Source organism: Leptolyngbya sp. FACHB-711, assembly GCF_014695615.1.
Taxonomy (GTDB): Bacteria; Cyanobacteriota; Cyanobacteriia; order Elainellales; family Elainellaceae; genus Leptolyngbya_A.
Map to the genome: position 1 here is coordinate 1 of NZ_JACJOR010000149.1, position 13,606 is coordinate 13,606.

The 13,606-nt window shown below is 50.3% G+C and carries 15 protein-coding genes; 10 read left to right on the forward strand and 5 right to left on the reverse strand.

What is annotated here, in order from left to right; all coding sequences use genetic code 11:
• Window positions 1-369: hypothetical protein (locus H6F80_RS04955; protein ID WP_190790493.1), on the reverse strand; the 369-nt coding region annotated here is incomplete at its 3' end.
• Between the two features lie 209 nt (window positions 370-578).
• On the opposite strand from H6F80_RS04955, the gene H6F80_RS04960 reads away from it, so the two are divergent.
• From H6F80_RS04960 to H6F80_RS04970, 3 genes are all read left to right on the forward strand, one after another.
• Window positions 579-2,771 carry a protelomerase family protein gene (locus tag H6F80_RS04960; RefSeq protein ID WP_190790494.1) on the forward strand — a complete coding sequence of 731 codons (2,193 nt, stop codon included), beginning with the start codon at window positions 579-581 and terminating at the stop codon, window positions 2,769-2,771.
• A gap of 439 nt (window positions 2,772-3,210) precedes the next feature.
• Entirely contained in the window at window positions 3,211-3,399 is a 189-nt protein-coding gene (locus H6F80_RS04965) for a hypothetical protein (protein WP_190790495.1), read from the forward strand.
• Between the two features lie 160 nt (window positions 3,400-3,559).
• Window positions 3,560-3,802, forward strand: a complete 243-nt coding sequence (locus H6F80_RS04970) for a hypothetical protein (RefSeq protein ID WP_190790496.1) — start codon at window positions 3,560-3,562, stop codon at window positions 3,800-3,802.
• Between the two features lie 933 nt (window positions 3,803-4,735).
• Here H6F80_RS04970 and H6F80_RS04975 read toward each other — a convergent pair.
• Window positions 4,736-5,395, reverse strand: coding sequence for a hypothetical protein (locus tag H6F80_RS04975; protein ID WP_190790497.1), 660 nt, complete (start codon window positions 5,393-5,395; stop codon window positions 4,736-4,738).
• 339 nt (window positions 5,396-5,734) lie between these two features.
• On the opposite strand from H6F80_RS04975, the gene H6F80_RS04980 reads away from it, so the two are divergent.
• The 6 genes from H6F80_RS04980 to H6F80_RS05005 all read left to right on the forward strand — a co-directional run bounded on the left by H6F80_RS04980 (window position 5,735) and on the right by H6F80_RS05005 (window position 10,141).
• On the forward strand, window positions 5,735-6,439 hold the full coding sequence (locus tag H6F80_RS04980; RefSeq protein ID WP_190790498.1) for a pirin family protein: 705 nt from the start codon (window positions 5,735-5,737) through the stop codon (window positions 6,437-6,439).
• 38 nt (window positions 6,440-6,477) lie between these two features.
• Window positions 6,478-7,098 carry a glutathione S-transferase N-terminal domain-containing protein gene (locus H6F80_RS04985; RefSeq protein WP_190790499.1) on the forward strand — a complete coding sequence of 207 codons (621 nt, stop codon included), beginning with the start codon at window positions 6,478-6,480 and terminating at the stop codon, window positions 7,096-7,098.
• Between the two features lie 164 nt (window positions 7,099-7,262).
• A complete protein-coding gene (locus tag H6F80_RS04990; RefSeq protein WP_190790500.1) occupies window positions 7,263-7,928 on the forward strand; it encodes a hydrolase in 666 nt (221 codons plus the stop codon).
• A 117-nt stretch (window positions 7,929-8,045) separates the two neighbouring features.
• On the forward strand, window positions 8,046-8,642 hold the full coding sequence (locus H6F80_RS04995; protein WP_190790501.1) for an isochorismatase family protein: 597 nt from the start codon (window positions 8,046-8,048) through the stop codon (window positions 8,640-8,642).
• Window positions 8,643-8,653: 11 nt separating this feature from the next.
• Entirely contained in the window at window positions 8,654-9,274 is a 621-nt protein-coding gene (locus H6F80_RS05000) for a flavodoxin domain-containing protein (RefSeq protein ID WP_190790502.1), read from the forward strand.
• Window positions 9,275-9,562: 288 nt separating this feature from the next.
• A complete protein-coding gene (locus H6F80_RS05005) occupies window positions 9,563-10,141 on the forward strand; it encodes a putative antibiotic biosynthesis monooxygenase (RefSeq protein WP_190790503.1) in 579 nt (192 codons plus the stop codon).
• Window positions 10,142-10,327: 186 nt separating this feature from the next.
• Here H6F80_RS05005 and H6F80_RS05010 read toward each other — a convergent pair whose 3' ends face one another.
• Both H6F80_RS05010 and H6F80_RS05015 read right to left on the reverse strand, forming a co-directional pair.
• Complete coding sequence (locus H6F80_RS05010; protein ID WP_190790504.1) at window positions 10,328-11,038, reverse strand: IS6 family transposase; 711 nt, start codon at window positions 11,036-11,038, stop codon at window positions 10,328-10,330.
• A 35-nt stretch (window positions 11,039-11,073) separates the two neighbouring features.
• The gene (locus H6F80_RS05015) at window positions 11,074-11,313 is read right to left on the reverse strand and encodes a hypothetical protein (protein WP_190790505.1); all 240 of its coding nucleotides are present in this window, start codon (window positions 11,311-11,313) and stop codon (window positions 11,074-11,076) included.
• A 136-nt stretch (window positions 11,314-11,449) separates the two neighbouring features.
• On the opposite strand from H6F80_RS05015, the gene H6F80_RS05020 reads away from it, so the two are divergent.
• Window positions 11,450-12,334, forward strand: coding sequence for an SDR family oxidoreductase (locus H6F80_RS05020; RefSeq protein ID WP_242067169.1), 885 nt, complete (start codon window positions 11,450-11,452; stop codon window positions 12,332-12,334).
• On the opposite strand, the gene H6F80_RS05025 is transcribed toward H6F80_RS05020, so the two are convergent.
• Window positions 12,237-13,316, reverse strand: a complete 1,080-nt coding sequence (locus H6F80_RS05025; protein ID WP_190790506.1) for a M20/M25/M40 family metallo-hydrolase — start codon at window positions 13,314-13,316, stop codon at window positions 12,237-12,239. The two genes, H6F80_RS05020 and H6F80_RS05025, sit on opposite strands and share 98 nt — an antisense overlap.
• Window positions 13,317-13,606: the final 290 nt, after the last annotated feature.

Genomic DNA, 13,606 nt, shown 5'->3' on the forward strand with positions numbered 1-13,606 from the left:
GTGCGATCGCTGTAACCGTTGCAGGATGTGCGTTTTAGCGTTTCGTAAGTATTTGTGGCGATCGTCTTGTATATATACAACAATGGTGGGGGAGTAGTGCGATCGCTGTAACCGTTGCAGGATGTGCGTTTTAGCGTTTCGTAAGTATTTGTGGCGATCGTCTTGTATATATACAACAATGGTGGGGGAGTAGTGCGATCGCTGTAACCGTTGCAGGATGTGCGTTTTAGCGTTTCGTAAGTATTTGTGGCGATCGTCTTGTATATATACAACAATGGTGGGGGAGTAGTGCGATCGCTGTAACCATTGCAGGATGTGCGTTTTAGCGTTTCGTAAGTATTTGTGGCGATCGTTTTTGTGGTTATGCATATAAGAAATACCGCTTGTTGTGCCTATGCGTATACAAATATTTAATCAAGTTATGTGTAAGAATAAGAGGGTATAAGCAATTTGTATCAGTGAAATGAGGGCGTAAATCCCAGTGAAAAGCTATTGTCTTGAGTTGCGTATCTTGCTTGAACTGTTGCATATAAATTAAATAGCGTATATAATATGTATGTGTATAAGAAAGCACAAATATGAATAGAGCAGAAATTATTAGCGAGTATCGCGATCGGGTTGAGCGAGGGGATAAGAGAAAGCTTAGCACTGAGGAGCGCGCTGTGCTGGTGCAAGACTTCATCGATCAACTGCAAACTCTCCGATCGGCAAAGGCGATCGAAAAATTGTGCCGCGATGAAATCGAACTGCTGGAAGCGGGGTATGGGGCTGGCACGAACAGCACGACGAACTATCTTTCTGCCTATCGTAAGGCGATTGCCCAGGCCGCTGAGCAGGGCAAATTGCCGATGACGGACGAGACTTCTTACCTGTTCAACGGACACAAACAACGGACGGGTGAGCCGATTCAGTCGCTCAATCATCTTGCCTACGATTTGATGCGCTACGATAACGCGATCTATGTGGCGAACCGCAAACAGACCCACGTTGGCAACAACCAGAGACAGGACACCCCCCAGCCGTTTAACCCCGATCGATATTTGGAGAAGGCGATTGAACTGCTGCAATCAGAAGAACCTGAAACGCTGGCAGTGGGCATCGCTGCGGTGACGGGACGCAGGCATACAGAGGTTGTGGTGTCGGGCAAGTTCAGCACGACCAAGCACTCTTACGTTTTGATGTTTGACGGGCAACTTAAGAAGGCTGACCCTGTAGAGTATGCTATTTTGACTCTGCTTCCGGCTGCTCAGGTGAAGGAGGCGATCGACCGCTTTCGGGCCATGCTTCCAGTTGAAGCGCTGGCAGGACTCAAGAGCGAGGATCAGGAGGTGGCTGCGTTCAGAGCGAGGGTGAACACGCGGGTGCGTCGCTCCTTCCAGGACACGCAAATTCTGCCGCTGCTGCCGGGATTCCAAAGCGTGTCGATCCATCGACTCCGGGCGGCTTATGCCAGGGTCGCGATCCACTACTGGCTTCCGGGTCAGGGGGTGAATGAGCAGCGATGGTTGCAGTTCTACTTAGGGCACGTCGCTGCCGCTGATATGCGCGATGCTGCCAACAGTAGTTCAACTGCTCACTATTTCGGCTATCGCTTGGTGGATGACCAGGGTAAGCCAATTACGGTGACGGGGATCAAGTTGATGGCGAATCCCCTACCCAGTCCGACCCCACAACAGCTAGACACTCAGCAGCAAGCGAACGACCGCTTCGCGCAGTCGCCAGAGGCGGATCGCCTGGATTCTAGCACCCCAGTACTTGACCCCACTCCCGATGAGGAAGAAGCAATGTCCCCAACTCAGCACGAGGTTGAGACGATCGCGACCGATTTGCAAACTTTGATTGACCAGGAACCAAAGCGGCGATCGACGACAGCACCGCTGCCCGAATTCGCACCGGCGGCGACTGAGCAGCCGAGCAAGCCTAAGCGCAACCGACCCCGCTATCGCGACTTGCGCGTGAATGTGGTCGATTTGACGGCTGCTGCTGATCGCCTGGGGATCGATGCACCGGTCCGAGCGGGCTATCAATCTCTACTCGAACAAGTGCTGCAAGCTGCCGCTCAGCCTACACCCGCTCCGGCTGCACCGAACCCGAGTGAACTGCTTGCTCCGCTGCTGGAAGAACTGGCGGCGATCAAACAGCAAATGAATGCTGGACAAGCGGGAGCGGAGGTTGAGCAATTGCGCCAGCAGACTGAACAGCAACAGCAGGAGATCGATCGCCTCCGCGCCGAACTCCAGCAAGCGAACGATAGGCTCCAGACCATTGCTGCGACGGCTCAAGAATGGGCAGGCATCCAGTCTACTCCCACGCCTGCCCCCCCAGCAGCACCGGCTCAGCAGCAGCAATCTGTGAGCCAGCTACCCGCACAACCGCCCGTACAACCGCCTGCACCGACTCAACGCCCGGCTCCAGGTAGACCACCGGCAGGGAAGCTATCGCCATCCGATCGTGTCCCACTGGCGATCTCTGCTCTGATGCATCACAACCTCAACACCCACCCCAACGATCGCTGGTATTTATCGGGTAATATCATCGCTACCGCCGCTGGGGCAAATCCCGCCTTAGTCGTCACTCCCTGGCTGCAAAGCCATCCCGCTGCTGTGAGTCAAATTGACCAGCACAATACATCGATCGGGCTAAATCAAAGAAGCAATGGTAAAGAGAAGGATCGCAAGCAACTCAAAACTATTTACGATCGGTTTGTTGAGGGTAAGGCGATCCAGGAGTTAGAGGCGATCGTCCATCAGTTCGACCCGCAATCTGAGTGAAAAAGGCACTTGGGCAAAGACCTCAAGGCTACGATCGATCATGCTTATACAACGGCGCAGTGCAATCGGTTAGACCGAACGCGACAGGTCAAATAATGTGTTAATTGGTTGCCGAAAATTCGGACATCCAATCTGTTAAAACCGCTAATTTAACTGGATAAGCTTGGAAGATACATGTAGCAATACTTCTAACGATTCATCCAGTGGATGTTTAATTCGTTGACGAGGGCAAAAAGCGGGTTGAGTGACAGATGAGGGAGAGTCTTGCCTCTCTCATCCTAGAAATGCGGTATTTGCGAATTACACAAAACACAAATGGTGTAATTTACAAAATGTGGAAAAGAAACAATGGAAATGTGTCCCGTACCACCCTAGATGGACTCTTACGCAGATTGGGTGATTTTGAAGTTGGAAACCCTCTGAACCCTTGAACTGACGTTTGCGCTCTCAGCGATCGCTTCTGCGCTACGGCGCATCGCGCAGCGGCGCAGAAGCGATCGCATCCCTTTTTACCAAAAGTGAGTATGAACCCGAAAAGCAGGAGACGCGACACCCAGAGGGCAGCCGAATTTGTCGTGACGATCGAGGCGAAGCAGAGAGCAGAGTTGAGGCAGTCCGGCGACTCTAGAGGAATTGGGGCGATCGCCTGAAGCGGGTCACGCTCAATGCAGTGAAGCGGCAAATTCCAGTCCTCTATCAGCGACTTGAGGCAATGCTGTGGCAGTCGCCAGACGGCTATCTGTTCCGATAGCTGCCTTACCAGGTGCAGCGATGTCGGAGCTGCGCCCGTGCAGGAGAAAGCCCTACCTGTAGCAGGTAAAGCTAAGGGTTCCTTTGTCGAGAGCGATGCTTTGCAAGGATACTTCGCAGTTCGCTCTGAAATTCTTGTGCTGCCCCAACACCTGTCTGAAGCTGCTCCTGAAAGTCATCACTTTGAAGGTAAACGTTGCCATGTCGATCAAAACAAAGCTTCAAGTCATCCACCTTTACGAATGGTTCAAGTTCAGCAGTTAAATTACGAAAAAGAGTAACAACCGAACTGGGGTCTGGAGTCCTAACTTTCTCGCTCATGTCTCTTTGCTCAATTTCCCTTATCTTGCCCTAACGGAGAGAGTCACTTTCAACGGGCGAAGGGTGATTGCGAAAACTTCATTGCTAGGTGTCGCATCTCTCGCTCTTGACTCTTACACAGATTTGGTGAAAAGGGATGCGATCGGGCACCGCTGCGCGATGCGCCGTAGCGCAGAAGCGATCGCTGAGAGCGCAAGCGTCAGTTCAAGAGTTCAGGGAGCTTCCAACTCCAAAATCACCAAATCTGCGTAAGAACCCATAATTTGGATTATGTCGCAAAAAATTTCAAATCAGTATAAGTGTGTTGAAGCACATATACAAGGCTCTACATGGTGCTCTAGAAAATTCTTGCGACACAACCTTAAATTGGCACCTATCTAATGCAACCTAAACACCCTGTCCAAGTATCAAAGTAGTGGTAAAACATTGGTTTCGCCAGTTGTGTACCTTACCCAAACGAACTTAGATTGACCACCGTCACATTCAACTACAATCTTTGGAGATTCTGGACTTGAGTGTTCATTAGGGCGTCTGCTCGTTATTTCGTTGCAAGTGAATCCTTCCTTCTAAGGATATGCTTTTACCATTGCATCTATCTCAGCTCCAAAGCTGGCAGATGATTGTGAGGAGGCAGTGGTTTTGGCACTAGATGATGAAGAAGTAATTGGTACAGGTGAAGCAGTAGGGGACGTCACTGGTGATTCTGTTGTTACTGAAGACTTTTGAGTACAAGCAGTAACAAGAAAAATTAGTAGCACTGAAGTGCTGAATTTGATGTGCATAATAGCAGCCCTCCTTACACTGTTAGAGGATTTTGAGATGGATCATCCTAAGACCTTGTGCAACTACAGATGCTGGCGATCGCGCTCTTAACCAATCTGTATAGCTCTATGTTACAAAAACAATTTTGCAAGGTGTGTGGCTTGTCCGGCTCCGGTTTGAGCAGAGCTGTCTTGCTTCGCCTCTCCAGTGCGTTCCTGCATAAATTGCAGCGACGGTGGCAGAATCGGTTGAGGCACAGGGCGATTGCCCAAACTCAACTCCAGCTGTCGCGCTGCACTCACGGTCCCGTCTACGTCGAACACCATGTCGTGATCTTCAACGCGATCAAATATCCCCACTCCCTGCATCACCTGCACTCCGTTCCGACCTAAATCTGCCTCGAATAACTCTCGCAGTCGTCCTACCGCTTCTGGGGTTACGGCTGCCAGAAATCGACTCAGACTCGATGCCGATGGACATCGCGACCGTCCCCATACGCTCATCAGCACCTCCTTTACAGGTGCCAGGGATTGGAAGAAATTTGCCAGCGTCTTCTCTCCGCTGATCGCATACGCATTTAGCAACAGCACGAAATCTACCACCTCATACCGTCCCATCCGTCCCCGAACAATACGCACTTCTTCTTCTAGGTAGCCGACCAACCCGCTCTCTATCCAGTACTGTCCCAACAACACTGCCTCCCCAAACCAATTCGGTACTCGCAACCGCTCTTCTTCCCGAACCTCTAGCTCGACCCCGCTCCGCTTTTGTCCCAGTACGGCGATCCCCATCTCTACCTACTCCAGTCGATCAACCCGGCGATCCAAATTATCCGTCCGAACAATCCCTCAATTCCGCTCCACACAGCACTTCTAGAGCGATCCGGCTATCCTCGTTGCACATCTCGTGGGGATACGAAAAAGAATTTGAAACTCGACAAGCAGCAAAGCCATCCGAAACCACAACTTGAGTAAAAGCGCGAATACTGCCAAACTTATCCATCGTCTAAATATTGTAGCCATATTGGAGACAATCTGTATATGAAATAGCATATTGTCTTTTTATTGAATCCAATCCATAATAGCAGTGTGACTAAAACAAATTGCTCCACCCTTTCGGAGGCACACAAGATGATTACGATTCGACCCGCTCAAGAACGAGGAACTGCAAACTTTGGTTGGCTCGATAGTCGTCACACCTTCTCTTTCGGCGAGTATTACGATCCCAACCACATGGGATTTGCCGATTTGCGCGTCATCAATGAAGATAAAGTAACCCCTGGTCAAGGCTTTGGTACTCACGGACACCGGGATATGGAAATCATTTCCTACGTCCTCGAAGGCGCGTTAGAACACAAAGACAGCATCGGCACAGGCTCGATCATTCGTCCGGGAGATGTGCAGCGGATGTCGGCGGGAACGGGCATTCAACACAGCGAATACAATGCCTCGAAAACAGAGCCAGTCCACTTTCTGCAAATCTGGATTTTGCCAGAGCAAAAAGGAATTGAACCGGGTTACGAGCAGAAAACCTTCACTGAGGCAGACAAGCGCGGTAGATTGTGCCTCGTCGGTTCCCAAGATGGTCGAGACGGCTCGATCACCATTCATCAAGACGTTAACCTTTATGCCGCCGCTCTAAATCAAAGCGAAAAGGTCAATCACACCTTTGCTAACGGGCGAACTGCCTGGTTGCAAGTGGTGCGAGGTTCAGTGCAGTTGAACGAGCAAACGCTCACTGCTGGCGATGGAGTTGCGATCACCAACGAAGCTGCCATTACGCTGCAAGGAGCTGTCAACGATACCGAAGTGCTGCTCTTCGACATGGCGGCATAGTCAATACCGTTAGGCGATCGCCTACAGGAAGAAGTGCCATGAAGCTGTTCTATATGTCCGGAGCTTGTTCACTTGCCCCTCACATCGTTTTGGAATGGATTGGCAAGCCGTTTGAGTTGGGTCGAGTTGAGCGAGGTAAAACTCGTGAACCAGACTTTCTCGCCGTGAATCCAGTCGGTAAAGTGCCTGCTCTGATTGAGGAGGATGGTCGGATCTTGACTGAGGCAGAAGCAATTTTGCTCTACCTTGCTGAGAAGTTTCCCGACGAGCATCTGGGGGCGAGTCCAACGCTAGAAGCACGGTATGAAATGCACAAGTGGATGTCTTACCTCACCGGAGACGTGCATCCCGCCTTCTACCCTTACTTCGTGCCACAGCGCTACATCACGGATGAGCATCACTATCACGCGATTCGAGAAGCAGCTTACAAACAGATTGATGCTTGTTTTCAACTGCTCGATCGCTACATGAGCGATCGCACCTACATGGTAGAAGATCGCCGCACAATTCTGGATGCCTACCTGTTCGTCTTCTGTCGTTGGGGCAACACCCTACCAAAATCCTTCACTGACTATACTAATTTGCATCGTTTCCTAACCCAAATGGCAAACGATGCAGGTGTACAGCGAGCAATGCAGGCACAGAACATCAGCCTTTAAATCAGTCAAAAACAACTCGATTGACTAGAGAACTCGCGAGTCGATTCTCTTTAAACCACAGCCTTTGTCTCCGCTTATATGACAAAGAGTATGACTGGGAAGATCACCTCTTGCCCCAAGTTCATGCTGCAACGAATCGATTCACCCTAACTTAGGAGAACCCCATGACTGTTCACAGCTTGTTAACGCCAGAAAACTCCACCATCATTTTCATCGATCATCAGCCGCAAATGACGTTTGGCGTGACCAATATCGATCGCCAAACGCTAATCAACAACACGGTGGGTTTAGCAAAAGCCGCCAAAGTGTTCAATGTACCCACCATTTTGACGACGGTTGAAACCCAAAGCTTCAGCGGTTATATGTGGCCCCAACTGCTAGAGGTCTTTCCCGATCAAACGCCGATCGAACGCACCAGCATGAACTCTTGGGAAGACACCAAATTTGTCGCCGAAGTCGAGCGCATTGGTCGCAAAAAATTGGTGATCGCAGCGCTCTGGACAGAAGTTTGTCTGGTCTTTCCTGCCATTCAAGCCCTCGAAGCGGGTTATGAAGTCTACTTCGTTGTGGATGCCTCTGGCGGCACCAGTCAAATCGCGCACGACATGGCAGTGCAGCGGTTAATTCAAGCGGGAGCCGTTCCTGTGACTTGGCAACAAGTGCTGCTGGAATACCAGCGCGATTGGGCACGCAAGGAAACCTACGATGCCGTGATTGAGATCGTCAAGGAACACTCAGGCGCATACGGTGTGGGCGTGGAGTATGCCTACACGATGGTACATGGTGCACCTCCCAGCAATGCAAAAGCAACTGCTTTGACTCATGCGTAATTGATTGTTGGTGTTGTCTCCGCTGAGTGGGCGATCGTCCTTTGCAACTTAGCGGAGACCAATATTTCAATTTGATGAAGATGACCTGTTCAGCCTGTTGAACCTAAGGAGAATCCCATGAAGAACAAGTTTACTGTTGAGAATGCAGCAATGCTGTTGATTGATCATCAGCAGGGCACGATCAAACTGGCTCGCAACTTGCCCCGCGAGGAGATTGTGCAAAATACTCGCGCGTTGGCCCGTGTGGCAGTTGAAAGTGGAATGTCACTGGTGTTAACCAGCAGCATGGAAGATCATTTTCAGGGTTTGCTGCTCGATGACCTACAGGAAATCGCACCCGAAGCCTACAGCAAGCGCATTAAACGTCCCGGTGTGGTGGACTGCTGGGAATACGATGAGTACAGAAATGCAGTAATCGCCACAGGTAAGAAAAAGCTGATTATGGCAGGGTTGACGAACGACGTTTGCATCGTCTATCCCGCCATCAGCGCGATCGAAGATGGATTTGAAGTACAGGTTGTCGTAGATGCAGGCGGCTCACCGACGACGCTCGCAGACGAAACTGCCCTCCGGCGTATGGAAAAGCATGGGGTTACACTGACCTCAACCAATCAGGTGATGGCAGAACTTGCCAATTCCTGGTCAGAAGGAGTCGGGCAGACGATTCAAACCATCATGTACCAGGAAATCCTGTCCAAGTTCCTGGAAGCGTAAGGATAATTGCCATGACAAACATCCTGGTGGTTTACACCTCAACGCTGGGGAATACGCACAAGATGGCTGAGGCTGTTGCCGACGGGGCGCGATCGATCGCAGCAACGAGTGTGATTCTGCGCGAGGCAACAGCAGCAACCAAAGAAGAAGTTCGCGCCTGTGATGCGCTGCTGCTCGGTACGCCTGTGCGTCACCGCTCCGCTGATGCACGAGTGAAGCAGTTCATTGAAAACACGATTGAGGTGCTGTGGCTAACTGATGAGTTAGTTGGCAAAGTTGGCGGCGTATTTTCGGTGGGCGGTGGCTATGGCAATGCCGGAGCGGGCGTCGAAATTACGCAGCTAGGACTGCTTGCGGCAATGGCAGGGGCAGGCATGATCATCGTGCCGCTGCCCAAGACTACGCCCGGAGCAGGCGTGGCTGGTAGTCACTGGGGCGCTCATGGCAGAAGCGGCGGTCCCAATATGGAGCCGATTGGCATCACCGCTGAGATGCTCCAGTGTGCCTACCATCACGGGGCTAACGTGGCGCGAGTGGCAGTGGCGTTACAGGGTAAAGACTTGATGGCACGGGGCAATCAGGCACCGTCTCCGGAGTTGATTGCCCTGTTTTCAGGAACTCAAACTGCGTGAATGACAAACTGTACTTGATCTTTACCAGGAGCAATTCTTTCCATAACTCATCTTCTTCACATTGATGCCAGTCCACAAGGCGATCGTTCCGTTTCACGCACCTTATCAAAAGAGTTTATCACTTTTGGCTTCATTGGCATTACCGAGATTGACTTCATTCACGCCGATAGTCTGGTCTTGGAAAATGAGGCTCGCAATTTGGCGATCGCCAATGCTCAAGCGGCTCTAAAGAATGCAATTGCTCACTGATAGATTGCGAACAGCAAAAAATAGCAAAGGTCGAACCTCATGTTAGATGAACCCTTAGCGATCGGCGCAGATGAAGACAATCATCAGGTAACAGCCGTAATCTCTCATATCGTCCGACCCGGACGGGAGCAAGGCTATGAAGAATGGTTTCGGGGCATCGCCGCAGATGCGCGAACATTCAAAGGGCATTTAGGAGTCAGCGCGATTCGACCCCGCGACCATGCTCATCCTGAATATGTGGTGATTCTCAAATTCGATCACTACAACAACCTCAAAACCTGGCTAGAGTCTGAGGTGCGGCAAGAATGGATCGAGCGATTGCAGCCCTTAATTGAAAAGCCAGAAGCAATTCAGACCCTAACTGGACTAGAAACCTGGTTTAGCCTGCCTAACCAACCCCTCAAATCTCCGCCTCGCTACAAAATGGCACTGGTGACATGGTTAGGCGTTTTCGTTACCCTTGCAGTTCTCAGTCGCTTGCTGTCACCGATTCTATCTGGTTTACCTATCTTGCTCAACCAATCGATTACGACTGGGCTAGTGGTTTTAGTTCTTACTTATTTAGTGATGCCGCGCTTGACAAAATTGTTTAAGAAGTGGCTTTATCCAACTCACTAATTGACCCAACCACTAGACAAGCTGTAGCTCTTTCCCTTTCCCCTTTAAATATGACTTACTGAGGGTCGCAATCATATCTGACGGCTCTCGATCGTCGCGTCGAAATTCCCTCAAGTTTGCCGCAGCAGCAGGGGTTGTGTCGTAAAAACTGTTTAAGGACAACCAATCGGTAACGTTTGCATTCCCTTAAGCAGCAATTCCAAAGATCGCTTCGATAAATCTGACTTGAGATACAATATCCCCTTGTACGATGCCCTTGACTTTTCCTTTTCTGATAATATTCATCGCTTCGATTCCGCTCAATGTTCTTCTTGCACTGTTGAACGTCCTAAATCCCATCATCGGTTTCATAATCCGCTTGATGTTTCGATGATCCTGCTCAATTATGTTATTGAGATATTTGCTCTGCCTTAATTCAGTCTCTTTTTCAATTGTCTCCTCTGCCTTGAGAGCGTCTATTGCCACTGGATAAGCGGCATTCTTGTCCACGGTAACCACCCGTGGAAGCTGGGTGTGCTGACCCTTGAGCACTTTAGGGAAAAATTGTGCTGCTGCCTTGCCATCGCGTTTGGCACTGAGCATAAAGTCCAGCGTATTGCCCTGCGAATCGACAGCACGATACAGATATTTCCACACGCCCCTGATTTTGATATACGTCTCGTCCACCCTCCAGGAATCATTCGTGGGTTTGAGGTACGGTCGAATGCGTTTGTCCAGTTCTGGGGCGTACCGCAAAACCCAGCGGTTAATGGTTGAGTGATCCACTCCCATGCCGTGCTCCTGCATCATTTCCTCTAGGTCTCGGTAGGATAAGGCGTAGCGACAGTACCACCGCACGTTGAGCAAGATGATTTCAGGCAAAAAGTGCCGCCACTTGAACAGAGTAGGAGTAGACATTGGAAGAGGAGAAGGCAAGGTTGGGCTTACCTACCCTACCATTGACCCATTTTTGCGACACAACCCCATCGAATGCGCTCTCCTGGGTCATCCGTCCACAACAATCTGGCTCGTCCTTTGGCAATCGATTGTAAGTTTGAAGCAATGCCAAAGCACTTGACCCATCGGTTGGGAGCGTAGCGGCTCACAATGGCAGTGGGCGACAGGGAAAGCGATTGCACCCAGTCCCAGAGTTCAATTAAGCTTTCCCCGCTTATCCGTCCGATAATTTCCATCCTGCCCAACCTTCCCAGTCATCATCCTGTCTTCCAGGATAGAAGACAACTGAGGTCATGCAGAGTTTTGCACCAATTACGAGCAATCCGCTGAATTCGCCTATGATGAGGTTCTGAATACCTGTCTGATTGGGCAATGACAGTTCACATGGCAACTTATCTGATTACAGGAGCAAATCGAGGCATCGGCTACGAATACTGCCGGCAACTGGAAGCACGGCGAGAAACAGTCGTTGCAGTGTGTCGCACTACTTCCCACGACTTGCATCAGCTTGGTGTACAGGTTGAGGATGGGGTTGATATTACTTCCGATGATTCGATCGCAGATTTGCGGAATCGTTTAGGGGATCAGACGATCGATGTTCTGATTAATAATGCAGGTATTCTTGAAGAGGAGACGCTGGAGACCCTGAACTTTGACAGCATTCGGGAACAGTTCGAGGTGAATGCTCTTGGTGCTCTGCGGATTACTCATGCTTTGCTACCTAATCTCAGGGCAGGCTCAAAGGTCGTGTTGATGACGAGCCGGATGGGATCGATTGCTGACAATTCTTCTGGCAGTTATTACGGTTACCGCATGTCAAAGGCGGCACTCTCGATGGTAGGAAAATCGCTGTCGCATGATCTGAAGCCGCGTGGGATTGCCGTTGCGATTCTGCATCCGGGCTTGGTGCAAACGCGCATGACGGACTTTTATGGCATCACCCCTCAGGAATCGGTACAGAAGCTACTGTCTCGTATCGATGAGTTGACCCTGGAGAATACAGGCACGTTCTGGCACGCCAATGGAGAAGTATTGCCCTGGGAATTACCGTTGCTCGTGACTGAGGCAGAACTGTACCAGGCTTGTCCAGTAGGTTTGAAAGACAGGCGCGATTGTTTTGAGGTTGAGCCACTCGTTGGGAGCGTGAACATTGCCACTTTCACAGCCATAGGCATTGATGATGGAAACGCCCAACCGACTGATAACGTTTCCGGCGCTGCCCGCACCATTCGCAACCAGAGGAGTTTCTCCTTCTGAGTCCGTAGGGAGGTGAAGCTGTACGGTAGCGGGCTGCATTCCTTCTGAGAATCTGGACGAATTCATGATGGGGGTTTGTTAAATAGGCAGGTTCAGCCTGAAGTACCTCCAAGGCATAGTGAAAACGGGAATCCCACTGCTGCAACTCTCGGAGCTTCTGGTCAACCTGCTGCACAACATGATCGGCGGGTTGCGAGGGAAGTAACCGAATATCGATGAGGGCTTCAGCCCGGTCGGGCACGACGTTAATTGCCTGACCACCTTGAATTTGAGCAATGTTGAAGGCAGAACCAAACTCGAAGAAGGGTTCCCTCTGCCCCTCTAACTCCAGATCCAGTAGTGCAGAACAAGCCCGAATTAATCCATGTACTGCATTGTTTCCTTTTCTAGAGCGGCTCCCCGTATGGGCAGCTTTGCCGTAAGCAGTGAGCTTAAGCCGTAGCCATCCTCTCGCACCAATAGCAATTTCATCAAAACTCTGATAGCCCAGAATACAAACGTCTGCTTTGGGAGCATGGTTCAGAATTTCTCGGATGCCAGAGAAGTTGCCCGATTCCTCCTGTGCATCGAATCCTAAAAACAGCGAGCCATTGAACTGGGGTGAGTCTTTCAGGATTTTAGCCAGGTAGACGAACAAAGCGATCGCCGCTTTCGAGTCCGCTGCCCCTATGCCGTAAATACGATCGCCCACAATTGTTCCAGCAAATGGGTCATGTTCCCATTGAGAGCGATCGCCTACGGAAACCGTGTCTAAATGAGCTTGTAGCCAGATTGTTTTCGAGGCATGGGCTGGTTGGTAGTGACAGATGACTGACGGATGCTCCTCATCACCAATCAGGTTTGGCTGAAATCCTAGGCTACTCAGTTTGTTGGCAACGCAGGCAGCGATCGTCCTCTCCGATTCAATCGATGGGATTGAGATAAGTTGCTGAATGAAGTTAATAATTTCCTGAAGAGGAACGGGAGGAGGGAAACAAGCCACACTATGACCTCAATTGTAATGTTCAGCAATTCTGCCTAATTTGACCAGACTGCGCCATAGTAAATTGGTTTAGCCCGTATAGAACTCTAATTCTTCTTAAGGCTTAGATGTAGAAAACCTTAAAGGTCTGGTATAGAACGATTAAAGCCCGGTAGGAAGTGGGAAAATTGGATATTAAGAAACTGTTTGTAAAAGAGTATGAAGGAGGTGATTCAAAGTTGAAGGTATGAGTCATAGGTAGAAGTAGTGCATTGTGAAGCGTTAGAATCATGAGCCGCCCTGGGTATGAC